The 24,043-nt window shown below is 47.3% G+C and carries 20 protein-coding genes; 10 read left to right on the top strand and 10 right to left on the bottom strand.

All coding sequences use genetic code 11. From position 1 onward, the window contains the following. Positions 1–14: 14 nt before the first annotated feature. The 4 genes from nadB to SPB21_RS23440 all read right to left on the bottom strand — a co-directional run bounded on the left by nadB (position 15) and on the right by SPB21_RS23440 (position 4,392). Entirely contained in the window at positions 15–1,691 is a 1,677-nt protein-coding gene (gene nadB, locus SPB21_RS23455) for an L-aspartate oxidase (protein ID WP_163661657.1), read from the bottom strand. A 122-nt stretch (positions 1,692–1,813) separates the two neighbouring features. Further along, positions 1,814–2,230 carry a photosystem II complex extrinsic protein PsbU gene (gene psbU / locus SPB21_RS23450; protein WP_163701827.1) on the bottom strand — a complete coding sequence of 139 codons (417 nt, stop codon included), beginning with the start codon at positions 2,228–2,230 and terminating at the stop codon, positions 1,814–1,816. 130 nt (positions 2,231–2,360) lie between these two features. Beyond that, entirely contained in the window at positions 2,361–3,323 is a 963-nt protein-coding gene (locus tag SPB21_RS23445; RefSeq protein ID WP_250564677.1) for an adenylate/guanylate cyclase domain-containing protein, read from the bottom strand. A gap of 367 nt (positions 3,324–3,690) precedes the next feature. Next, positions 3,691–4,392: a DUF3120 domain-containing protein gene (locus SPB21_RS23440; protein WP_163659844.1), complete on the bottom strand. Its 702-nt coding sequence runs from the start codon at positions 4,390–4,392 to the stop codon at positions 3,691–3,693. Positions 4,393–4,898: 506 nt separating this feature from the next. Here SPB21_RS23440 and SPB21_RS23435 point away from each other — a divergent pair. The 3 genes from SPB21_RS23435 to SPB21_RS23425 all read left to right on the top strand — a co-directional run bounded on the left by SPB21_RS23435 (position 4,899) and on the right by SPB21_RS23425 (position 9,304). Further along, the gene (locus tag SPB21_RS23435) at positions 4,899–5,804 is read left to right on the top strand and encodes an undecaprenyl-diphosphate phosphatase (protein WP_499867834.1); all 906 of its coding nucleotides are present in this window, start codon (positions 4,899–4,901) and stop codon (positions 5,802–5,804) included. A 78-nt stretch (positions 5,805–5,882) separates the two neighbouring features. Beyond that, positions 5,883–7,244 (top strand): TIGR03279 family radical SAM protein, encoded by a 1,362-nt coding sequence (locus SPB21_RS23430; protein ID WP_499061593.1) that lies wholly within the window; start codon positions 5,883–5,885, stop codon positions 7,242–7,244. A 191-nt stretch (positions 7,245–7,435) separates the two neighbouring features. Next, positions 7,436–9,304 carry a TolC family protein gene (locus SPB21_RS23425; RefSeq protein ID WP_499061592.1) on the top strand — a complete coding sequence of 623 codons (1,869 nt, stop codon included), beginning with the start codon at positions 7,436–7,438 and terminating at the stop codon, positions 9,302–9,304. 144 nt (positions 9,305–9,448) lie between these two features. Here SPB21_RS23425 and SPB21_RS23420 read toward each other — a convergent pair whose 3' ends face one another. Next, positions 9,449–9,787, bottom strand: a complete 339-nt coding sequence (locus tag SPB21_RS23420) for a hypothetical protein (protein WP_163701834.1) — start codon at positions 9,785–9,787, stop codon at positions 9,449–9,451. 1,133 nt (positions 9,788–10,920) lie between these two features. Between SPB21_RS23420 and SPB21_RS23415 the strand changes: the two genes are divergently transcribed. Next, a complete protein-coding gene (locus SPB21_RS23415) occupies positions 10,921–11,982 on the top strand; it encodes a D-alanine--D-alanine ligase family protein (RefSeq protein ID WP_499867833.1) in 1,062 nt (353 codons plus the stop codon). Positions 11,983–11,994: 12 nt separating this feature from the next. On the opposite strand, the gene SPB21_RS23410 is transcribed toward SPB21_RS23415, so the two are convergent. Beyond that, the gene (locus tag SPB21_RS23410) at positions 11,995–12,405 is read right to left on the bottom strand and encodes a c-type cytochrome (protein ID WP_225920325.1); all 411 of its coding nucleotides are present in this window, start codon (positions 12,403–12,405) and stop codon (positions 11,995–11,997) included. A gap of 291 nt (positions 12,406–12,696) precedes the next feature. Between SPB21_RS23410 and petG the strand changes: the two genes are divergently transcribed. Beyond that, entirely contained in the window at positions 12,697–12,810 is a 114-nt protein-coding gene (gene petG / locus SPB21_RS23405; protein WP_006516887.1) for a cytochrome b6-f complex subunit V, read from the top strand. 60 nt (positions 12,811–12,870) lie between these two features. Here the strand turns inward: petG and SPB21_RS23400 are convergent, their stop codons facing one another. Both SPB21_RS23400 and apcB read right to left on the bottom strand, forming a co-directional pair. Next, a complete protein-coding gene (locus tag SPB21_RS23400) occupies positions 12,871–14,115 on the bottom strand; it encodes an FGGY-family carbohydrate kinase (RefSeq protein ID WP_499867832.1) in 1,245 nt (414 codons plus the stop codon). Between the two features lie 65 nt (positions 14,116–14,180). Beyond that, positions 14,181–14,690, bottom strand: coding sequence for an allophycocyanin subunit beta (gene apcB / locus SPB21_RS23395; protein ID WP_163659836.1), 510 nt, complete (start codon positions 14,688–14,690; stop codon positions 14,181–14,183). A gap of 921 nt (positions 14,691–15,611) precedes the next feature. Between apcB and glnA the strand changes: the two genes are divergently transcribed. From glnA to SPB21_RS23380, 3 genes are all read left to right on the top strand, one after another. After that, the gene (glnA, locus tag SPB21_RS23390) at positions 15,612–17,033 is read left to right on the top strand and encodes a type I glutamate--ammonia ligase (RefSeq protein WP_163659835.1); all 1,422 of its coding nucleotides are present in this window, start codon (positions 15,612–15,614) and stop codon (positions 17,031–17,033) included. Between the two features lie 254 nt (positions 17,034–17,287). Beyond that, positions 17,288–17,488 (top strand): glutamine synthetase inactivation factor IF7A, encoded by a 201-nt coding sequence (gene gifA / locus SPB21_RS23385; RefSeq protein WP_163659834.1) that lies wholly within the window; start codon positions 17,288–17,290, stop codon positions 17,486–17,488. 230 nt (positions 17,489–17,718) lie between these two features. Next, positions 17,719–18,417: a GDSL-type esterase/lipase family protein gene (locus SPB21_RS23380; RefSeq protein ID WP_163701841.1), complete on the top strand. Its 699-nt coding sequence runs from the start codon at positions 17,719–17,721 to the stop codon at positions 18,415–18,417. A gap of 164 nt (positions 18,418–18,581) precedes the next feature. Here the strand turns inward: SPB21_RS23380 and SPB21_RS23375 are convergent, their stop codons facing one another. Then, positions 18,582–19,928, bottom strand: coding sequence for an LCP family protein (locus SPB21_RS23375; protein WP_250564675.1), 1,347 nt, complete (start codon positions 19,926–19,928; stop codon positions 18,582–18,584). Positions 19,929–20,288: 360 nt separating this feature from the next. On the opposite strand from SPB21_RS23375, the gene SPB21_RS23370 reads away from it, so the two are divergent. Then, positions 20,289–21,368, top strand: a complete 1,080-nt coding sequence (locus SPB21_RS23370) for a mannose-1-phosphate guanylyltransferase (RefSeq protein ID WP_250565923.1) — start codon at positions 20,289–20,291, stop codon at positions 21,366–21,368. 186 nt (positions 21,369–21,554) lie between these two features. Continuing rightward, the gene (locus tag SPB21_RS23365) at positions 21,555–22,238 is read left to right on the top strand and encodes a glycerophosphoryl diester phosphodiesterase membrane domain-containing protein (RefSeq protein ID WP_163701845.1); all 684 of its coding nucleotides are present in this window, start codon (positions 21,555–21,557) and stop codon (positions 22,236–22,238) included. An 87-nt stretch (positions 22,239–22,325) separates the two neighbouring features. Here the strand turns inward: SPB21_RS23365 and SPB21_RS23360 are convergent, their stop codons facing one another. After that, entirely contained in the window at positions 22,326–23,858 is a 1,533-nt protein-coding gene (locus SPB21_RS23360) for an anthranilate synthase component I family protein (protein ID WP_163701846.1), read from the bottom strand. Positions 23,859–24,043: the final 185 nt, after the last annotated feature.

The raw sequence follows: 24,043 nt of genomic DNA, 5'->3' as shown, positions 1-24,043 counted from the left end.
AGGGAGGAAGTGCTTTATTGCTGGATGGGCTGCGATCGCAAACAAATTCCATCTTGAACTAGGGTATGCACCTGCCAGGTAGCATCTGTTTCAGGATAATCACTGCGGTAATGCCCACCGCGACTTTCAGTGCGAAACAGGGCACTTTCAAGCACTAATTTGGCCACGGTTAATAGATTGCGAGTTTCTGTCCAAAGACGGAGTATTGTGAAATCTAGCGTTGCAGGGAGCGTATGATTTTTCTGTTCGTTCACCCTGTTTACTATCTGTGTCAGCGGTAATGCGTCGAACTCGGTTTTCCATTGTTCTAGCTGATCCAGTGCCGCATTCATTTGGTTGGCTTCACGGGCAATGCCTGCACTTTGCCACACCAATTGCCCAATGGCTGTTCGATGTTGCTGGAGCCAACTAGCAACCTCATCTAAATCCGGGGGCGTGGTTAATTCATCACTAGCAGCACTATCGCTTTGAGATAAATCTGCTAGTGGTTGTGGTGTAATGTCCTTCAGCTGTGCTCCAAATACCAAACATTCCAGTAATGAATTACTAGCTAATCGATTAGCACCATGTACACCCGTGCTGGCATTTTCACCAACGGCATAGAGGCGAGGTATGGTCGTTTGACTACCAAGGTTAGTGATTATTCCGCCCATCCAGTAGTGGGCTGCAGGTGAGACGGGAATCGGCGTTTCAAAGACGTTAATACCTGCCCATTTTTGACATTTGCGAATGATATTGGGAAACCGATGTTTCACTCGCTCTGGGGCAATCACCCTCAGATCCAGATACACCACAGACTCATCTGGATGTCTCTGAAGATGATTAAAAATAGCTCGACTGACCACATCTCTGGGGGCTAATTCGCCGTCAGGATGATAGTCAAAGGCAAACCGACGGCCATGAATATCAATCAAATGTGCGCCTTCTCCCCTGACAGCCTCACTAATGAGAAAGCGAGGAGCCCCTGCTTGGGTTAAGGCTGTGGGATGAAATTGCATAAATTCCAAATCCCGTAGGGTGGCTCCCGCTCGCCAGGCCATGGCCACACCATCCCCTGTGCTGGCAGTGGGATTGGTCGTTTGTGAATAGATTTGACCACCGCCACCTGTGGCTAGAACGACGGCGTTAGCCTTTACCAACTTTAGTTGTTGACTGTGGACCAGCTGTACACCAAGGCATTCTCCCTGATGCATCCATAGGTCTAATGCTAGGGCTTGGTTAAAGACGTGGATATTTGGGCGTTGGAGTACTTGATCTGCCAGTGTGGTGACTACGGCTCGTCCAGTGGTATCGGCGGCATGTAACACTCGACGCCGAGAATGGGCCGCCTCTAGGGTCATTGCTAGCTGCTCGCCTTTGCGATCAAATGCCACACCCATTTGGGTCAGGTGCTGAATACATTCCCCTGCCTGTCTAACTAGCACGTCTACGGCTTGGCGCTCGCATAGACCAACGCCAGCTTTGAGAGTATCGGCAATGTGGAGTTCTGGGGCATCGTCAGGTGCGATCGCAGCGGCAATTCCTCCCTGTGCCCAGTCGCTGGCGGAGATGGACAGCGTATCTTTTGTGATTAAGCCTACTTGGAGCGTTGCGGGTAAACAAAGGGCTGAATACAGGCCAGCAGCTCCACCACCGACGACTAAAACATCAAACTGTGATGGCAACGCAGCATAGGACGAAGAGGAGTGCACCAATAAAAATTGCTCCTGACAGAGGGATTAAACCACTCTATCAAGAGCAATGATAGATAAAGACAATACCAGGGAATTGAAATTTTGAGATTTACCCAATATTCAAGTCTGGGAATGCTTGCTTACTTGTAAGCACCATTGTTGTAACGGTCGTCACCTTCCACTAGAGCAGGGTTAGGTGGAGAGATAGTAAATATGTCCATGTTCTCTTGAATCCGTGATTTCTCAACATCACTAAGTCCAGGGATTTCTAAGATATCCTCCAGGTTCTCGTAGGGAGCATTCCGAATGATTTTGCCTGCAATCGTCGGAAATAGGCCCCGATACTTCCTAAACGCTGCAACGTTAGTGTTATTCACATCAAGCTTATAGCCATACTCTGTAGCCAGCTTGTCATCCACTGCGTTGCGAGGTAAGTTAGCTTCTGCCAGAAACACCGTACCGCCATTCAACATATTGGCTACTGCGGGCTGAGCATCGCTCACCAAAGTACCAAATACCAGTCCAAGCGCCATTAATAGGCCAAAGAATTGTTTCATCTCTCCGCCGGATTTATTTAAATCTCATACACAGCATTAATGAGCAGCCTATCACTTTCGCTGTGCCAATGTTGAGTAATGGTGATAATCCTTTGCGGACCGTTACGCAAATGCTCACCTGAGCCCTAATTTAGGATGACTGCACAGACGAGGATTTTATTGGAACTGAGGATTTGCGATCGTAACTGATCAAAAATCTATCCAAGTCTGAAAACGTGCATGCATAGGTCGTTAACGGTTTGTCATAACCCTTTAACAAAGCTGAATAGCGCTTAAATGTTTGTTCGTTGGCTCCCAGCTTACTCAAGTACTTATAAGTTTCTGCCCCCAGCGCTACATCTAGGCCTAGCTGTTTGGTGGAGCTTTCAAAGCGGAAGGCCGCATTGACGGTGTCACCTAGGGCCGTGTAGTCAGGACGGTCTCCTGTACCTGTATTACCTACGACTGCATAGCCAGTGTTCACACCAGCTCCCACCCGTAACGGGAAAGGGAGGGGAAATTGCTTATGAAGCTGACGCGTCATCTCATTCAGTGCACTAATGGCGCGGCTGATTTTCAACATTTCCTCAGCTTCTACCGCCTGGGTGCCATGAATCCAAACGGCCATCACAGCATCACCAATGTATTTATCGACCCAACTACCGTACTCGCCAATGATGTTGCCAGCATGACGGAACCAGGTGCCGATGACTTCTGATAAAATCTTTTCATCGATCTGCCGGGTCATGACTGTGAAGTCTCGGATGTCGACCACCATGACCGAAATCAAACGACGCACGTGCAGTGTAGCGGTTGCGGTAGAGTCGTGTGAGCTCAGTGAGTTATTACTATTGGTGTTAACGGGTTCTGGTGCAGGACAATAGAATTGCAATTCAGTCTGCCCAAAGGTTAGAGCATCCCCATTCCGTAGGGTAACTGGCACACTGACTCGACGGCCATTCACAAATGAGCCATTGCGGCTACCTAAGTCGATCAAATAGAATTCTCCGCTTTCCATAAATTGCAGCATTGCATGGTTGCGGGAAATCCAGCGATCGGGCAGAACAAAATTATTATCGTCGCTGCGGCCAATAGTCCAACAACTATTACCCATCAACGATAAGTGACGTTGACCTGAGTCTGTTTTTAGGACCAGGTAAGGTCCAACTTGAGGGGTCTTTTCAGGGAATAACACTATACCTCGACGCTTCGAGTCAGCTATGTCCTATACCTTAACGCTACTGCTCCTAACAGCACTATAGCCTTTGTGCTTATTTATTATGCATTACATACACAATACTGCTGATCCTAAGGATTCATGGTCAAAGCTTCATACGTTATCTAGATCTTCAACGCTAAGGCTAATTTTTCTAAGTCCCCACCAGGTGCCTAGATTCGAATAATCTTGCTTATTTGTCAAGAAAGTCACGCCGTTTAGCGGTAAGGCTCTTGCAGACAAGCTTATGGGGCCTCTTACTTATTTATGCCAGGATTGCCGCAAGTAGGAATAGCGCATCTACCAGAATTGTGCTTAGCACTGCCCCAGCGAATGCCCACCAATGGGTTTGGTTAGATTTGAGTGCTAGGGTGCCAACACAGATAAGTGCTATGAGCAATGCCAACGCCCTGGCGACAGCAATAGGGTTTTCAATCTGTAGTAGAGCTGCCTGCAAAACATTACCTGCCTCTGTGGGTTCCACGGTCATGGCTTGTCGCCAATAGGGAATTAGATTGACCCAGTAGAAATAAAGATCCGTAATAGCAGTACCCAGTAAAGACCCTACATAAAAATAACTGCCAATCTTAAGGCGAGTCTGGCTGATTAAAATAATGACGATGGGTAACCCAATGGCTTCAACGGGTAAGTGGACATAGGGATTTTCCCTCAGCCATCCCCAGTAAAGGCTGCCAGCGAGCCATGTCCAGGAAAACCCAATGGCCAAGTCTCCCCAGAGTTTGTATGTGTGCTGACGCAGGGCATAGATCCCACCGAATAGCCAAATAAAGGTCATTAATAAGCTCACCCAAGGCTGAAACCGCACAAGGGGGGCTTGAAAAAAAACGGGCACACTGACCAAGAAAGCAGATGCTAGGAATGCAGGTAACCGATGAGCTGCATGCTCATCAGAACGTAGCGTTAGTTGTTCAGTGAGTTGGGTTTGAGGTGAAGTTTCGGATAGCAATACTTCCTGATGAATTCAATTGAATTCTGAGAGAGGTTAATTATTGTTAACATAACATGTCAATTGAGCCACTCAGGAACCGTAGCCTCGTAAATGGCGACCTAGATAATATTGCAGTATGTAAATTTTTAGGGAGAACCCAATTAAAAATTGCTGATAAGGAATTTTCAGTTCTGATTTGTCTTGCCAGCATGTACCTTAGCGAGCATTGGATATATCTTTGCTAAACTTCAGATTTTCTTTGGGTTGCTGCTTAGCTGAGGATCATGCTTCAGTCTATGAGCGGTTTGTCTGTTGATACATACTTGCGACTGCCTGCCGAGGGTTTTGTGGTGCACCCATACCGACATTCTTAATTTCAGTGCAGTTGGATTCCAAAGTGCTGATATGGCGCATCAGTAAAAGCTTGTCGAGGTAGTCCGGATGTAGTTGTGAATGGTTCGTGTCCTATAGGAGTGGTCTGCGCTAGACCTAATTGATAAAGTTCGAGCTTTGGAGCATTTTTCATGTTTGTTTGCCAATTATTTGAGCTTTTGGCCCAAGCACCTACGAGTCAAGCAGCGCAAATTAACCTGCTTCAAGCCATTGTGATTGGCATTGTGCAGGGACTGACGGAGTTTTTGCCTATTAGTAGTACCGCTCACGTCAAAATTGTGCCTGTAACGCTAGGTTGGGGCGATCCTGGTGTAGCATTTACGGCTGTGATTCAGCTTGGTAGTTTAGCTGCAATCTTGTGGTACTTCTGGGATGATTTGACCAAAGTGACTCGCAATACGATCAAGGCGGCCATTGCAAAGCGCTATCAGTCTTCAGATTTTCGTTTGGGGGTAGGTATAATTCTGGGCTCGATTCCGATCGTATTGTGTGGCCTAATCATCAAGCTGTTTTTTGAAACGCAGTATGAGACGTCAGTGATTCGGAGTACCCAAGCGATCGCAATTACATCTATTGTGATGGCCGTCCTTTTGGGCATTGCTGAAAAGGTAGGCTCTCGTAAGCGCAAGTTTGAGAAGTTAGACCTCTGGGATGGCGTTGGCGTTGGCATCGGTCAGGCCCTGGCCCTGGTTCCTGGTGTATCTCGTTCAGGTTCAACGCTAACAGCCGGTTTGTTTTTAGGTCTGGAGCGAGATACGGCAGCACGCTTTTCGTTTTTGCTAGGGACACCAGCTATTTTGCTGTCTGGTCTAGTAGAACTTAAGGGGTTGCTGGATGAGATGGCGACAGTGGGCGATGCAAGTTTGGTGCCCCTGGTCGGTGGCTTGATTGCGGCGGTGATTTCTTCGTATCTTGCGATCGCATGGCTAATTCAATTTCTAAGGCGCAATAGTACCTGGGTTTTTGTTTGGTATCGCCTGGCCTTTGGCGTCGCTATTTTAATTGGATTAGCTACTAAGACTATTCAAAACGTTTAGGGCGTTTTTGCTTTTATTTATTCCCACAATAGGTGGTTTCCCTAAGTATTATGGATTAATTGTCTAGCCCGATGGTTTATGCGTAGTGCGTCTATCCAACCGGCTGTCGTTACCAGTGTTCTCAGTGATTCTATTGCTGAAGCTATTGGCTTTGAGCCTGGCGATCGGTTGGTTTCGATCAATGGTGATCGTCCCCGTGATTTAATTGACTATCGATTTCTTTGCTCGGATGAATGGTTGACCCTGGAAGTATTAGACGCCGCCGGGGATAGCCACACCGTTGAGATTGAAAAGGAGTATGACGAAGATCTGGGCCTGGAATTTGAAAGTGCTCTCTTTGACAACCTGATCCAGTGCAATAATCGTTGCCCTTTTTGTTTTATTGACCAGCAACCTCCTGGTAAGCGAGACACTTTATACCTGAAAGATGATGATTATCGCCTTAGTTTTCTGTACGGTAGTTATCTGACACTGACCAATCTGCCTCCCTCAGAATGGGAACGGATTGCACGTTTGCGTTTGTCTCCGTTGTACGTTTCGGTCCATGCCACCGAACCAGAACTGCGTCAGCGCTTACTGAAGAATTCTCGTGCTGGCTTACTTTTAGAGCAGCTCAAATGGTTTCAAGAGAACCGTCTACAAATCCACGCACAGGTGGTTGTTTGTCCTGGCATTAATGATGGTCCACATTTAGAGCACACGTTGCGTGATTTAGCTCAATTTCATGTTGGTGATACCCCTGCTGTTGCTTCAGCCGCTGTTGTTCCAGTTGGGCTTACTCAGTTTCGTCCAACAGAAGACGAGCTCATCCCTGTCAACACCGCTAAAGCTAATGAGGTGATTGAGCAGGTCACACAGCTACAGTCTGAATTCAAAGACACCTTGGGCTCCACATTTGCCTGGCTGGCAGACGAATGGTTTTTAATTGCACGACGTAGCTTGCCACCAGAGGCTCACTATGAGGCCTATCCCCAAATTGGCAACGGTGTAGGGTCTATTCGTTTATTTCTGAAGCAGTTTGAGGCAGCAGCTCAGAAATTGCCTGAATCTATCAATACCTCTAAACATCTAACCTGGGTGGTTGGTAACGCTGTTGAAAAGGCGTTTGAGCCCATTTTGGAACGAATCAACCAGGTAAGGGGGCTAACAGTTACTATGGCGGCTCTAAACAGTGAGTATTGGGGGCAGGAGATTACTGTTACTGGCTTACTGACGGGTTACGATATTTTAGAAAAGCTAAAGGAACGCAACTTAGGGGATGGAGTGTTACTGCCGTCTTTGATGTTGAAGCGGGGACAGCATGCTACACCTGAGAACACATATTTCCTAGATGATCTGTCCTTATCGGAGCTAAGTCATCATCTTCAGTGTCCTGTCTGGCCAGTGGACGATATTACCGAGTTATTAGCGGCCTGTGCCACTCCAGATTGCACCGATTAGCTCTAAGCTTTAATTCTCTCAATTATGACGATTGTCAGCTTGTAAGTCTGATTCAATTGCTATTGAATGAGAATTTCTTAATGAATGGGCGGCCTTGGGCTCGATTGCTTGTATATCTGTGTAAGCTGCTTGAAAAACGAGCTTGTGTACGAATTTACTAAATTTATTAGCTACCAACTGACGCAAACACTATGGGATACATCAACCACTCGCTTTTGATCCGCATAGCTGTGCTTGGAGGCGCATTGTCCCTACTGCCTCTTCCAGCGCACGCTAAGGTCTTAATTGATGATGATCCAAGTGGTACCTCGCTGCCTTTGATCACAGCTCAGTTAGATGTGCAGGAGACTGAAGTAAGTAGCGGTAATCATGCCGATTCTTTCCCAGATATGCTGGCTCCTGCTGTTATGGCAAGTGCGGCATCACCGACGTTTTCAGCAAAGTCGTCAAGGGCTCATGGAATTGCTTTACCGCCAGAGCTAACCCAAATGTCTCAACTGCCTGAGTTGTCTGAGCAGGACGAATCTGAGGGAGAGGTTGCTCCGGATACGATTCCGTCTACTGATGAGGCAGATCCCGCAGAACCCGCAGCTTTAGATGAAGAACAAGACCCCGCAGCTGTAGATAGTGATGGAGCTGAGCAGCCATCTGCGGTCGATAGTGAAGAAATTGTGCCAGCAACTGGTCAGGCCGAATCTACATCTAGTGATGACTTGCTAGATGAAAGTAATTTGCCACCTACAGAATTGCTTGCAGACCCTAATCCGTTAACTGTACCTACGTTAGAGGCGGAAGTATTGCTGCAAGAAGGTGACGAGCAAACAATTTCGCTGGAAGAAGCGATTGAGCTTGCTTACTTTAATAATCAAGATTTGCAAGCGTCTTTGCTAGAGCTGGAGCAGGCTGAGGCAACCCTGGCGGAAGCGCGGGCTGCTTTTTCTCCCACCGTGAGCACGTCGGCAGATGTGACGGCCCAAGAGTCGGATTCGCAAACAATCTTTGGGACTACGGTGGGGGAGGATGAGCTTGATACCACCCTCAATGCATCGGTGCAGGTGAACTATGATCTATTCACATCAGGCCAGCGAGTTGCTTCAGTCCGAGCCGCAAAAGAGCAAGTCCGTTTGAATGAGCTGGAAGTTGATCGTCGTCGCGAAGAGCTTCGTCTTCAAACTACCAGTCTTTACTATGATTTGCAGGAAAGTGGTGAACAGATTCGCATTAACAGGTCCTTTGAGGAAGAAGCACAGCGGAACCAGCGGGATAATGAATTGCGTCGCCAAGCTGGTGTAGGTACCCGCTTTGATGTGCTGCGGGCAGATGTGCAGTTAGCCAATGCTCAACAGGCACTGATTCAATCCCAAGCAGATCAGCGCATTGCTCGGCGTAACCTGGCGCGTCTGCTGAATATCCCCTCTACGGTGAATATTAATGCTACGCCGGTGCCTGCCCCAGATAACTGGGAAGAAACCTATGAGCGCTGGAGTTTAACGCTAGAGGATAGTATTCTGCTTGCGTTCCAAGGCCGTGTGGAATTAGAGCAGCAGTTAGCGCAACGGGAAATTAGCACTCAGCAAGCTCGCGCAGCTCGCGCGGCGGTTCGCCCACAGGTGAGTTTGTTTGCTAACTATAGTTGGAGCGATCTGTTGGATGACTCGTCGGATAACTATAGCTTTGGAGCGCAGTTAAACTGGCTACTGGTGGATGGCGGTGCCGCTCGAGCCCGAGCTCGTCAACAAGAAGCCAATGCTGATATTGCTGAAGAACGGTTTTCAGAACAGCTGGATCAAATCCGTTTTGAAGTGGAGCAGGCCTATTTCACGCTACGTTCTAATGAAGAAAATGTGAGAACGGCTAGAACGGCGATCACTCAGGCTACTACCGCCCTGGAATTGGCTAATTTACGTCTTGATGCGGGTGTGGGGACACAGTTAGATGTGCTGACAGCCCAGTCTGAATTGACTGAAGCTGAAGGTAACTGGGTCAGTGCAGCCTTAGGATATAACCGAGCGCTCGCCTCATTACAGAGAGCTGTTAGCAACTTGCGTTCTACGCTATAGCGGTTAGAGGTGTTTTAACAGCTCCAAGATATAGCAAGCTGCTGAAATGCATATCTCCAAAGGATAAGTGCGCTGAGCTATATTTAACCAAGCACCAGTGCAGCAAACTCCTTCACTTTGAACGGACATTCCTAAGCTATTCAACTAAGTTGGATAGCTTAGCTGTTCGGACATTGAGAGTTTGGAGTTGTCTGTGGTTGATATCTCACCGCCACATAATTTCTCAATGACTTGATCAGCGGTCATGAGCCGTTTCAGAACAACTTGGCCAATTGGGTTGCCAGTCTCATCTTCAGGCAAGACTTCAACCATTAGTACATCCTCTTCGACTTGATATAACCATAGCTTTTCTGTGGCTTCTTCGATGTAAAGCCCTAATTTGTTGATAATTGGTTTGCGCTGCCAGGCAATTTCATTCCAAAGGCCGCCAAACTCCCATACTCTGCCAGTTGTCCAGCCGTCGGACAGAAAAAAATATTTCACAGATCCTGAGTAAGGTCAAAGGTTTAATCGCATTATCTCTGGTCATGTTGTTTTTGACACGGGGTCGCTAAAATCTTGATGCTTTCTTATGGTAAGGACAGAAAAAGAAGCTGATTTTGAGTTCTGTCCGGACGTCAGGGGGGATGACATGGACAATTAGCTGGTAGATGCACCCTGATGTCTAACTCCTGAGCCCTTCTGGGACTTGGGAGCTTTTTTTTGCTAATTAATGCTGCTACTTCTTACCAAATAATGAGGACTAGGTTGCTAGTAAAACTTGATTCTATTTTGTCCGGTAGCGGGGAAGAATAGTATTGACAGTTAGCTGGTAGATGTATCCTGATGCCTAACCTATGAATCCTTGTGGGGCTTAGGAGTTTATTTTTGATCAACTCAATTACTTAATTAGATATGACGTTTAAAAAGAAGATTCAGTTGTAAATGTAATTTGATTTTGTTCTGTCCGGAAGTAGGGAGTAATGGCATGGACAGTTAGCTGGTAGATGCACCCTGATGTCTGACTCCTGAGCCCTTCTGGGGTTTGGGAGTTTTTTTTATTGCCTGAAATCTAGATTTTAGTGCTATCAATTGATCAAAGATGGATCCAAATTTCTACTACTTAAGTTGTAAATGCAATTTGATTTTATTCTGTCCGGAAGTAGGGAGTAATGGCATGGACAGTTAGCTGGTAGATGCACCCTGATGTCTGACTCCTAAGCCCTTTTTGGGCCTGGGAGTTTTTTTTGCTAATTTTTTAGCAGCGAAATGTTAGCACCATTATTTGTGCTCAAATTGTGAGGTCTCACTGGTAAATAAAACTGATTTTTTATTCTGTCCGGAAGTCAGTAGGAATTGTGTGGACAGTTAGTTGGTAGATGCACCCTGATGTCTGACTCCTGAGCCCTTTTTGGGCTTGGGAGTTTTTTGTAATTGGCTGATAGCCACGGAGTATCGAGATTGCCTAATGGGTAGGTTGAGTCTGTGATAGGCTAACCCCTTAATATGATTTTGGCGTTTCTGATCCTCGGGCACAGCAACTTTTTATTTAGCCTTACGTAAATAGCGTTCGTTGTAGCTCGGTTTATTGATAAATCAGAATAACGTCCTTTTGAGATAAAAAGGAGCCTCACTTAATGGCAAAGATGCGCGTAGGCTTATTGTTTGGTGGATGCTCGGGTGAGCACGAGGTGTCTATTTTCTCAGCCCAAGCAATTGCTCGAGGGCTAGAGTTGAAAAGTAATGCTGAGAAGTATGACGTGGTGCCGGTTTACATTCGTAAGGATGGCGCTTGGGTGATGGATGCCTACGATGTTCTGAAGTCGGGTAGTCCACTACTAGTAGCTGATGATCAAGAAGTTTTAGCAACGGAGCGTATACCGACACAGGTAGCCAATATTGATATTTGGTTTCCTGTACTCCATGGGCCCAGTGGTGAAGATGGCACGATTCAGGGCCTATTTGAATTGATGCAAATGCCCTATGTCGGTTGTGGCGTCTTAGCGTCAGCTGTGGGTATGGACAAACTCGCCATGAAGTCTGCGTTTGCTCAGGTAGGGTTGCCTCAGGTGAAGTATATGGAAGTTTTGCGATCTCAAGTCTATTCCAACCCCTGTGTTTTCCCAAAGCTGTGCGACGATATCGAGCTTACTCTGGGGTATCCATGTTTTGTTAAGCCTGCCAACTTGGGGTCGTCCGTTGGTATTGCTAAAGTAAAAGATCGCCAAGATCTAGAAGCGGCTCTGGATAATGCGGCCAGCTATGACCGTCGCATCATTGTTGAGGTGGGTGTTGTAGCCCGTGAAGTTGAATGTGCCATTTTGGGAAATGACAATCCGAAAGCCTCGGTCATTGGTGAAATTAGCTTTGATGCAGATTTCTACGACTATGAAACAAAATACACGAGTGGCCAGGCTGATTTAGCCATTCCTGCATCGCTGCCAGCCGATATTGTGACAGCGATTCAAGAACAGGCCATGAAAGCGTTCCAGGCAATTGATGGTGCCGGTCTATCACGGGTAGATTTTTTCTATCTTGAAGACACAGGCGAAGTCTTGATCAATGAAATCAACACATTCCCAGGGTTTACAGCTACCAGCATGTACCCCATGTTATGGAAAGCTGCCGGTGTGGAGTTTGATCAGTTGGTTGATCGATTAATTCAGTTGGGTTTAGAGCGCACAGCGCGTAAATCCTAGAGCGACCCCGTCCTATAAGCTTTCTAAAAATACGAGTAGGTCGGCCATATCCTGAGTATTTGGTTGAAACTGTGGCATAGGTGGAGTTTTACCACTAATAACCTGCTGGATGAGTGCTACCTGTGATTTACGCTCAGAGACATGCTGTAAATCTGGTCCAACTTCTCCAGTTCCTTCTAATCCATGGCAGGTGGCACAATTTTGCCAAAATAACTGTTGCCCACGTTCGAGATCTCCTGTGGAGGCTAAGACGTCATGTACGTACGGATCGGATACTTGTACCCTATGAATTCCCCAAATAATCAAAATGACGCACAATAAAATTGTTGTTGCCGCCAATACAAACTGGACCAACAGCCGATTGTCCGAGTTGGCTACGGTTGTCTGGGGAAGAGATGGGCTATCGACTGTTTTTTGGGTCACAAGCAGAACGTAACACTTTGTCATTACGCATATGATACATAGTTTAAAGTTTTCTCAGGAGCCAGTGCAAGTTGTTTTGGCTGGAAAATGAAGATCAAATCTATAGCTTTGATTAAGCTATAGATTTATCAAGCTTAATCTTGCGCATTTACCAGCAGACATCGTCACGGGATCTGGCTAGGCCTGACCAAGGGACTAGGATCAATTAAGGGAATGTCTTAATATAAAGGTAGAAGAAGTAATGTGTAGTGCTGCTTCTATGAGCTCTGTAAGTCATTGAGGAAATACGGCGTGATTGAACCTTTGCTGTTAGGAATTGTTTTGGGCCTAATTCCGGTAACATTGGCCGGTTTGTTTGTAGCGGCTTACATGCAGTATCGCCGGGGTGATCAGCTCAACTTTTAGATTTTGATTGGTAAGAACTTTTGCGAAGCCAGCGTTTCTAAAAACGCTGGCTTTTTTCGTTCAGGCTTTTGCGACTAGGTTAGCGGCGAGGCGTGCAGTTCCATAGGCGGCTTCACTGTGTAGCGAAGAAACCAGGGGAATGCCTAAGGCTTTTGCCCTTAATGTTTGCCAGGTCAGGTTTTGTGCTCCTCCTCCCGCTGTATAAATGCGGTGTACTGGACCTCCACCCAGGGTAATCAGCTTTTGATAGCCTAAGGCTTCGATGTGAGCTATGCCTTCTAATAATCCGTGGAGAAACCGTACCGGATCGCTGGGACGGGGAGTCAAGCGAGGTGGCAGGTGAGGATCGCTGATGGGGAATCGTTCCCCAGCGGTGAGTAATGGATAGTAGTCAAGTCCGCTAGGGATTTCGGTGTGAATACGTTGGCTGATTGAGCCAAGTTCGTCATCACTAAAGTGGTGACGTAATACAGCTCCCCCTGTATTGGATGCACCTCCCACTAACCATTGTTGACCGAGCCGATGGCTGTATACACCACTTTGGGTGTCATTAATGGCAACGGGGCTTAACAGTTTAATCACCAGCGTAGAGCCAAGGGAGGTTACAGCGTCTCCTGGGGTGCTGGCACCACTGGCTAAAAAGGCGGCAATACTGTCAGTAGTGCCCGCTTTGATCATGCAGTTTTTCGGCAGGTTAAACCGCTGAGTCAGTTGAGGCTGAATGGGTGCGATCGCATCCCCAGGCGCTAAAACGTTGGGTAACCATGGACTGATCTCTACGCTCAGTAGCCAGTCGGGATAACTGAGAGTCTGTGGGTCATAGCCTAGCTTGAGGGAATTGTTATAGTCGCTGATACCCGGTTGACCATGGAGCAGACTACTGAGCCAATCTGCTTGATGCACCAGGTAACGAGCATTGGCCAAAATATTAGCCGGTAAATTATTTTTCCACCATAGGGCTTTGGCCAGGCTGGAGGTGGTGCTGTGGGCTGGGCTATGGGTAGGTGCAATGGCAGGAGTACCACCACGAGTATCGTTGTAGAGCAATGGCGGCACTAGGGGGATATGGTTGCGATCGCACAGGAGAACGGTGGCCGAGGTGCCATCAATTGAGATCGCGCTCGTGTGTTGGCGAATAGCCTGGGGGATTTGGTCAATCAACGCCCATAGTGTTTGCTCCCATCCCTTCGCATTTGGCTCTGGAGTAGGATACTGACAGCGACCTTCGCCGACAATCTGCCCATCGGCATCGATTGCGATCGCCCGTGCGCCCGAAGTGCCAAAGTCAATTCCTAGGTAGTTCATAAGCACGCAAAAAAAGAGGTACCCGAATGAGCACCTCTTTTCAAAACTATTGATCTTAGGTGGAATTAAACGCTCACTTCACCCAACTCACGGCTTAAATGGTCAAAGGGAGCATCCACAAATGAAGTGTCACTAATGCCCTGGGCCGTTAGTTGCTCCTTCAGGACATCTTTCATGATTTGAATACCAATGACCGTTGGGCCAACGGGCACTTCCAAAGAGTTGTAAGTTTCACGCAGACCGTTGAGAACGCGCTCAGTGAGGACATCACAGTTGCCTGCTACCAGCGCATAGCTGCTGTAGCGCAGGTAATAGTCCAAGTCGCGTAAGCAAGCGGCATAGCGCCTAGTGGTGTAAGCATTGCCGCCGGGGCGAATCAATTCAGGTATCCGCTCAAACAGTTCAGCTCCTGTCGCCTTTACCAGGCCAGATGCATTTGCACTGATATAAGCAGCGGCTTTAACCCGATCAGAGCCACTGTCAAAATAACTCTTTAGAGAATCGAGGGCGTCGCGATCGAGGTATCGACCTGTGATGTCGTAGGTGCTGATTAAACCCGTCACCGTATCCCGCATGAAACCTTTCTCCCAGTGCGATTAATGTGCGACTCAAAAACTAGAGCAAGAATTTGTAACCAAGCTTGGAGTGAAAGTCCTCATACAGACCATGGTATGACCCAAATATGAGAACAAACGCAAGGGCTATCCAACCGCTTGTTAAGGTAGTTACAGGTGCCTTGCCGCTGCCATGTAAATCCTGAAACCCGTTCAGCGACAACGATTACCGACACTTGAGTACCAAAACTTAGTCTACCACGGTGGATTAAACCCCAGGCAATCGACTCAATGGAGAAGGGGATTGACCTGCGTATTTTTTACAATCCGCAATCTTTCGCAACATTTTATGGCATGCTTAGACACCATTTTAGGGGCATCTGAATAACTCTGATGTCAGTTCACCTCTCAAAAATGAGACGGAAACATCCCAATCTTCCATGGGTTTGCTTGAGAAAACTTGAATTTGTAACAAAAGATACAATTGCTCGGTATTACAGTTCTTAGGATTATCCATGCCTGGTTAAAGTAGGCACTAATGCATGCTTTAACCCAGTAGATCTGTTTATGGGTGTTACTAAACCTTTGGATCATAGCCAGGTTCAGAGGTTGTATGGGGATGAGTGAGCGTCTCTGGGTGACATAGTCGTATGGCCCGAGTGCAAATAATATGCTTGCCACTGTTAAGGGATATAGAAAACTTCTAACAGGCATACATTTTTCGTTACACTCATTTTTTAATGTTTTGGTCGTTACACAGGTTGGCCTGTCCGTGCTGCAAAGCGCCTACATTACCCTCAGATTTTCCTGGTGTTGCTGGCTTGGTTTGAGTCGAGCTTGGGGATATTACTAATCTCTGGATATTCTCAGCAAGGCATACCTCCGCTTAGCGACGATATTTGTGAAAACGGCTCTAGTTGAATGCATAGAAAGGAGTGATCCATGGCTCAAACCGCCGCAGAAGTTTTGCAGATGATCAATGATCAGGACATTCAGATGATTGATCTGAAGTTCATTGATTTGCCTGGTATCTGGCAACACCTTACGGTGCATCGTAGCCAGATTGATGAGAGTAGCTTTACCGACGGAGTGGCTTTTGACGGATCCAGTATCCGGGGGTGGAAGGCAATTAATGAGTCGGACATGTCTATGGTTCCAGATCCTGCAACAGCCTGGATCGACCCTTTTATGAAAGAGCCTACCCTCAGTCTTGTGTGTTCTATTAAAGAGCCTCGTACTGGTGAATGGTATGATCGATGCCCCCGCGTTATCGCTCAGAAAGCTTTGGACTATCTGAATGCAACTGGTATTGGCGATACCGCATACTTTGGCCCTGAAGCAGAATTTTTCATCTTTGATGATGTGCGTTTCGATACCACATCTAACTCTAGCTACTATCACGTAGACACCGTTGAGGGCCGTTGGAATACTGGCCGCGAAGAGGAAGGTGGCAACCTGGGGTATAAGCCCAACTACAAGGGTGGTTATTTCCCCGTGTCTCCCACTGATACATCTCAGGATATGCGTACTGAGATGCTGTTAACCATGGCTGATTGTGGTGTGCCCATTGAGAAGCATCACCATGAAGTGGCCACTGGTGGTCAGTGCGAACTAGGTTTCCGTTTTGGTGAGATGATCCAAGCGGCTGACTGGTTGATGACCTATAAATATTGCATTAAGAACGTTGCCAAGAAGTACGGTAAGACCGTTACCTTTATGCCCAAGCCTCTCTTTGAGGACAATGGTTCTGGTATGCACACGCATCAGTCCATCTGGAAAGATGGACAGCCTTTGATGGCAGGCGATAAGTACGCTGGCTTGAGCGAACTCGCTACCTATTACATTGGCGGTATTCTTAAGCATGCCCCTGCACTACTGGCATTTACTAATCCCAGTACTAACTCTTACAAGCGCCTGGTTCCTGGTTTTGAGGCCCCTGTAAACTTGGTTTACTCAAACGGTAATCGTTCCGCTGCTGTTCGGATTCCGTTGTCTGGTGATAATCCTAAGGCTAAGCGTTTGGAGTTCCGCTGTCCTGACCCCACTGCGAATCCTTATCTTGCCTTTGCTGCAATGCTGTGTGCTGGTATTGATGGTATTAAGAACAAGATTGAGCCTCCTGAGCCTATCGATCAGGATATTTATGAGCTCAGCCCTGAGGAGTTGGCTAAGATTGCATCCACTCCTGCTTCCCTAAAAGAAGCCCTATCTGCCTTAGAGAGTGATCATGCTTTCTTGACTCAAGGTGGCGTGTTCACCGAGGACTTTATCCAAAACTGGATCTCTTACAAATTGGATACTGAAGTAATTCCAATGGATATTCGTCCTCACCCCTATGAGTTAGCCCTCTACTATGATTGCTAATCCGTTTTGAATGACTTTTGATTAGCGATCGCTTTTGGTCTGACGCCAGTCTCTGGACTGGCGTTTTTTTATGGCAGTAGCCAATAGATTATTGAGTAAAACCAATCTTTATTTGAAATAAGATTAGCATTTGTTTAAAAATAAATTTAAAACCGTATCAATTGATACGGTTTTTTTGGCTATAATTAAAACTGAAAAGAGTCCATGGCACTACAACGGTGCCTTTGCTGTACTTTTGTAGGAGTTCAATAGATATGTCTATTCAAGAATCTGCTAGGCTGCGCATCGTTAGCAACCGCCATGCTGTTACTAATCGTCAACGTTCTTTGCTGAGTCGTGCTGCCGTGGATGTTGGTATGCCAATGGATTCAATTGGTGGGGGCAGTCGCATTCAAGGTAAGCCTAGGTATGATGTGCAGCATACCTATGGTCGTAGTAATGCTGCTATGAGTTAAACACTGAGCTAATTGCCATAAGACATCAGTGGGCGGGGGATGCGATCGCATCCCCCGCCCACTGATGTCTTATGGCATCACAAAAAACTATTAAACTTAGATCTAGGCGTAAAGATTTGAAACTAAGCGGTACAAAATGTTAATTTGCAGGGAGCTAGATGTATTGACTTAGTCTTTAGGGTTAGTGTCACAAGTTTTGTTATTCCGTTGCTTCTTCGGTTAAAAGGTTTATGGCTGCTCTTACTTCTCGTGCTGCCGAGTCCCGCAATGGTCAGGCTAAGTCCGCTCATCCTAAAAAAGTAGTTGTTATCGGCGATAGCCTGATTTACGGTTACGGTGATATCGAAGGTGGCGGTTGGGTTGAGCGCTTGCGTCGTCAATGGATGGATCCATCACAGCCAGGACCCATTATCTATAACCTGGGCGTGCGAGGCGATGGTGTACAGCGTGTAGCTAGACGGTTAGACGGGGAGTTTAAGCTGCGCGGTGAGCTGCGCCGTCGAGTGCCTGATATTTTGGTGCTCTCCGTAGGCTTAAATGATAGTGCACGCATAGGACGGTCTATAGGACGCCCCATCATGGATCGGGTTGCCTTTACTCAAGAACTTTACGGATTACTTGATCAAGCTACGCAGTTATGCCCCACATTTTTTGTGGGCATGATTCCTGTGAATGAGGCTGCGATGCCCTATGCAGATATCCTTCACTTTTCAAATAGTGACCAAATCCATTACAACCAAATCACTCGTCATGCTTGCGCAGCACGACAGATTCCCTATCTAGACCTTTTTCAACGGTGGCAATCCCAGGGCCAAGCTTGGTGTAACGAACGCCTGTGTGAAGATGGCTTGCATCCTAACGTATTGGGATATCGTACGCTTATGCAGGAAATTTCAGTATGGGAGCCATTGATGCAAGCCTTAGTCTAAGATTTGAGGCTTAACCTGGCATCACTGAGCTGGTGTTGCTGCTAAAAGTACCCAAAGCCAGGCAAGCACAGTTGCTAATACAAGTGTGGTGAGCATTGTGTGAAGAACGGTGCTTGAAAATACTGTTCTGGAAGACTTATGGGTAACCATGGGCAGTGCTCATATCACTGAATCAGCTGCTCTGTCCAGTCATCGCCAACGCGGATGGTGATATCGGAGTCTAGATCACCTGTGGAGTCAGCAACGACTTTACCAGCTCCCAGGACGGCCTCTAAAAAGCCAGCACCGTCAATGTCACCCCGTTGGGCAATCACCGTTGTTTGATGCTGGAAATCAGGCCAATCTGCAATCAGGTAAACATTTCGGAAGCCTTCATTGCGTAGATGATCAGCCACGGCTTGACCCATATATGGCTCCCTTGATGCATTTTGAACAGCGATGCGGAGGCGACTAATAGAACGGCGAGGTGTATCTGTAGCTAGAAGGGCATCGGGTTCTGCATCGAAGAACTTCTGCATGACCTCATTCGTATTATTGGTGTCAGCAATCCAATAGCTTGCCCTATATTCAGTTGGGCTGCTAAAGCGACCTGGCAGCATCACCATGTTGAGATTTTCTCGGTCAAGCTGTAGTCCAAAACCTGCTAGCGCCAGAATTTCTTCGGTAGATAGATTTGTATCGATATGGCTTTGCAGAATGCGAACAATTTGTGGCAATTGGGTAATGACCTTGGGATTGATCATGCGATCGCGCAAAGCCTTTAGCAAAATTTGCTGCCGTTGTACCCGCCCAATATCCCCCAAGTTATCCTGACGAAATCGAGCAAATTGTTCAGCCTCATCGCCATTAAGGGTTTGCCAACCAGGTTCTAAATCAATTACTAGCCCTTGAGTTTTATCCTCATATTGCATTCGTTTGGGGACAAAGACTTCGACGCCACCGATTAAATCGACAATTTCACGAAAGGCAGCCGTGCTGACCCTGACATAGCGGTCAATCTCAACCTCGTTGAAGTTATAGCTGACGGTTTGAGCAGCGAGTTCTGCTCCACCTTCCACATTGGCTTGATTAATTTTGTCAATGCCATAGCCTGGAATTTCCACACGGGTGTCCCGTGGAATTGACATGACATTAATGGTTTCTGCCTCTGGGTTGATCCGGGCAAGTAGCATTGTGTCAGTACGACCCACCAAGTCAGTGGGTACTGCTCCATCAATATCAGTAGCCTCGTCGAGTCCCATTATTAGGAGCGTCACTGGACGGGATACCTGATAGCGGAAACCTGATTGCCATAGATCGCTCAATGGCGGTGTGGCCGTTTCTTCTCCCAAACCCTTAGGTAGAGGCACAGTCAATATAAAAGCTGCCCCAGCCGCTGCAGATACCACTGCTGTTGTTCCAAAAATGCCAGTCCAGGCAAAAACTCTGAGGGCGTTACCTAGAAATGAACGATGCTGAGGTATATCGGATGAAGTCGTGGAGTCGGACTGAGACGATGGAGAGGGAGACATAGGGTATTTATTAGAATGCCCGGACAGGCGGGGGATGCCTAGCAAAGAATGAATGGTGATCCCTAGAAACAAACTACGCACTCTTCAATCGAGAGTCAGAACGCGATTGGACGTGATTTGCGGATTATCATCCAAACAGCATGTTTGTTTATGGATTTCTCAGGTGTAGAAACAGTTGTGTTTGCTGGTGTGTCTATGGGGATGGGGCTATGGACGTTTGATGTGTTCCACATATTAGTGAGAAGTTAACCAATATTAAGCTGTTTCTATGCTTCGCGTTTTGGGGAATCGCTAATATTGTTCAGAATTCTATAAGGACACACCATTTTAACGCCGTAATTTAACTTTATTAAGTAAACAATGACACAACCTATGAACCCAACTCCAAAGTTAGTGCCAATTATTTTAGCTGGCGGTAAAGGTGAGCGTTTTTGGCCGGTTAGTCGTCTGAAGAACCCCAAACAGTTTTTATGTTTAGACGGTAGTGGTCGCAGTTTGATGCAGTCTACGGCGGATCGTTTATTGCCTTTGTCCGGTGGCTGGGATGCAATTTGGGTGATTACAGCGTCTCATTTGGCGGATGGTGTCAAGCAGCAGCTGCCTGAACTGCCTGAGGACAATATTTTGGTGGAACCCCAAGGCCGTGATACAGCACCGGCTGTGGCCTGGGCAACTTTGGAAGTGGCTAAGCGCCATGGGGAGGATGCGATCGCATGTTTTTTCCCGGCCGATCACTACATCACTGACGAACCCAAGTTTCGTGCCACAATTCGTGCCGCAGCTGACTTGGCTCTGAGCCAGCAAGCCATTGCCACACTAGGGATTCAGCCCACGTTCCCATCCACGGGATACGGCTATATTGAGCAGGGCGATGATGCGGGTCAATATGGTGAGTTAGCCGCTTACCGTGTGAGTCGCTTTACAGAAAAGCCTGAGCGTAGCGTAGCCGAAGAGTTTCTGGCGAGTGGGCGCTACAGCTGGAACAGCGGCATGTTCATTTTCCCGGCAGGGGTAATGATTAACGAGCTCAAGACCTATTCGCCTGAGCTCATGGGACCGCTGATGTCTAAAGGTGTCGATGCCTATGCTGAACTGGAGAAGCTCAGCATTGACTACGCAGTAATGGAAAAAACCCAGAAAGCCTATGTAATGCCTGCCAACTTTGGTTGGGATGACCTGGGGGACTGGAATGCCATCGAGCGTCTGATGAAGGGGGATGCTGAAAATGTGGACATGTGTCAGCACCAGGCCCACGATACCAATGGCTGCATTGTTTACTCTTCTTCGGAAGACGAAGTAGTGGTCACCATTGGTTTAGAGGATGTAGTGATTGTGCGTGATGGTAAAGCCACCCTCATTGTTAAAAAAGACCGCACCCAAGACATCAAAAAAGCGGTGAAAGCCCTTGGACAAGAGCAGAAATTCCATCATTTCCTTTAAGGCATAGGTCATAGCCAGCCAGGCTAACTCATTAGCTTAACTTATATAGCTACAGATGCTTTATAAAGCTCCATCCGTTTTGGTTGGAGCTTTATTGCATTTTAAGAAGCGATAGTCAGTGAAAAAGGTTGAAAGCATTAACCTTAAACCATTCAGAGAGTTCATTGCTAGCTATTAAGAGGTTTTATGACAGCCACAAATCTCAAACCTGTAGAAATTCTTCGGGATACGTTTCAGCGGGTAGGCCCTGTGTTTGTGCCAGTTTTGCTGCTGGCGTTGCCTGGTGTACTCATTTCTGTTCTGGTTCGGAATGTGATGCTTCAAGGCATGCTCAATGTAATATATGCAATTTTGGTTGCGCCTATTTTAGGTGGAGCCATGATTATTCTGGTTAATCGCTGTTTAACAGGCCAGACAACGGATCTGAGTGAAGCGGTGGCCATGGCCTGGAGAAAGGCTAGCAATCTAATTCTGACGTCACTGCTATTAGTCGTAATTTTAATCCCAGCATTTGTATTGCTATTGATTCCAGGCATTTACCTCTCTGTACGACTATTTTCGACCCAATACGCTGTTGTCTTGGAAAATAAGTCGCCAACTGAGGCGTTATCAGCCAGCTGGGAGCTAACCCAAGGAAAATGGTGGAAAATCTTCTGGGCTGTTTTTGTGATTACGCTTGCCTTGGTGATTCCACTGTTTATTGTTAGCGCTATTGTGGGTGCCGCCTTGCCCTGGGGTGCCACCATTGTGTCTAATTTGCTGGGGCTGGTGATCACGCCTCCCATCGTTATGGCATTGCTCATGGTCTATAAAGTGCTTAAAGGTGAAGCGGCTTTAGACGCTGATGGTGCGAATCCCGCGAGTGCTTGATCACTCTGATTAATTGATTAATATTGCTTCAGGTAAAGTTGGATCCTGAAACTATTTTTCTAGGCTGTGGAGTACGACACCCACAGCCTATTTTTTTAAGCATCTGACAGCTTCGAGCATGCCCCGTGCTTTGTTCAGGGTTTCCTGATATTCATTTTCAGGCACCGAATCGGCAACCAGTCCTGCTCCTGCCTGAACGCTAATCCGATGTGTGCCATCCTCCTTGCTTTCGACCACCATAGTTCGGATAGTGATCGCGCTGTTGAGCTGACCTTCAAAGTCGTAGTAGCCATAGACCCCAGAATAGGGGCCGCGACGACAGGGCTCCAGGTCATTCATGATCTGCATGGCGCGAATTTTGGGCGCACCACTGACTGTACCTGCTGGAAAACAGGCTTTGAGTAAGTCCCACGCGGTTTTGCCAGGTGCCAGTTCGCCGATGACGTTGCTGACGATGTGCATGACATGGGAGTAACGCTCAATGATCATCAGCTCATCAACGCTGACGGTGCCGCTGGTACATACGCGCCCCAAATCATTACGGCCTAGATCCACCAGCATCACGTGCTCGGCAAGTTCTTTGGGGTCAGCCAATAGATCCTCAGCATAGGCATTATCTTCAGCAATTGTTTTGCCGCGAGGACGGGTACCGGCAATAGGTCGGAGAATGGCGGTCAGGGTATCGTCATCGCCTTCGCGGGTGGCTTTGACCATAACCTCAGGGCTGGAGCCAATAATCTGCCAGCCTTGGAAGTTGAAATAGGCCATATAGGGCGATGGATTGACCAGTCGCAATGAGCGATATAGGTCAAACGGATTACCACTGTAGTCAGTTGTCAGACGCTGGGAGATGACCAACTGGAAAATATCGCCTGCTTTGATGTGGGCTTTGGCCGTTTCTACACTTTGGCAAAATTCGTCTTTGCTACGGTTACTGGTATAGGCCAGCTCAGCTGCTTGATTACTGCCAGGAGGGGTCCATGCAAGGCGACTGTCTTGGCTCGCTAAGGGCAGGTTGAGTTTATTGACGAGGTTGCTTATGCGATCGCAACTCTCCCCATAAGCCTGCTCCAGCCCAATCTCAGGGTCACGTAAATCTGCATAGCTAACAGCCCAAATTTTTCGCTTAACCTGGTCAAAAATCAAGAGGCTATCCACCTGCATCCATAGACCATCAGGCAGGTCACCCTGACTAAACGGGTGAATCGTAACCGTCGGCTCAATCCACTTGATCAGCTCATAACCCCAAAAGCCAAATAGCCCACCAATACCAGGGGGTAAGGCGGGCAATTTCACCGGTTGATAGGGAGCAAGACAGTCCGTCAAAATATCAAAGGGATTGCCGGTAAACACTTGCTCAGTACCGTCGCGAAATCGCTGAGTGGTCGTTTCGCCTTTGGCTTCAAGAGTCCATAGTGGATCACACCCCAATAGACTATAGCGGCCAATATTTTCACCCCCCTCGACAGACTCCAGTAAAAAACTGTAGGGCTGCCCTGCGCATACCTTGCACCAGGCTGACACTGGCGTATCCAGATCGGCAACCCACTCCTGGTATACCGGGACAAAGTTACCCTGTTTTGCAAGCGTCTTAAATGTGTCGAGGTCTGGATAAATCATGGAGTATTGGAAGGTAGGCGTAAACGCATATGCAAGTTCAACCTTAAGTTGTTTTGCAGAAAACTACAGCTCTAGATGTGGATAACGTTGTTCAGCCTGTCTTATGGGGTTGAACCTTGGGTAAGCGGCAAAATTAATCAGAGGATAGTCGGCCATTAGACCATTAAAAAGAGGCAGCCCATAGA

The organism is Leptothoe sp. ISB3NOV94-8A (assembly GCF_043421595.1).
Classification (GTDB): Bacteria; Cyanobacteriota; Cyanobacteriia; order Phormidesmidales; family Phormidesmidaceae; genus Leptothoe; species Leptothoe turfae.
Note: the sequence above shows the minus strand (reverse complement) of the source record. Positions and strands in the feature narration are given on the sequence as shown.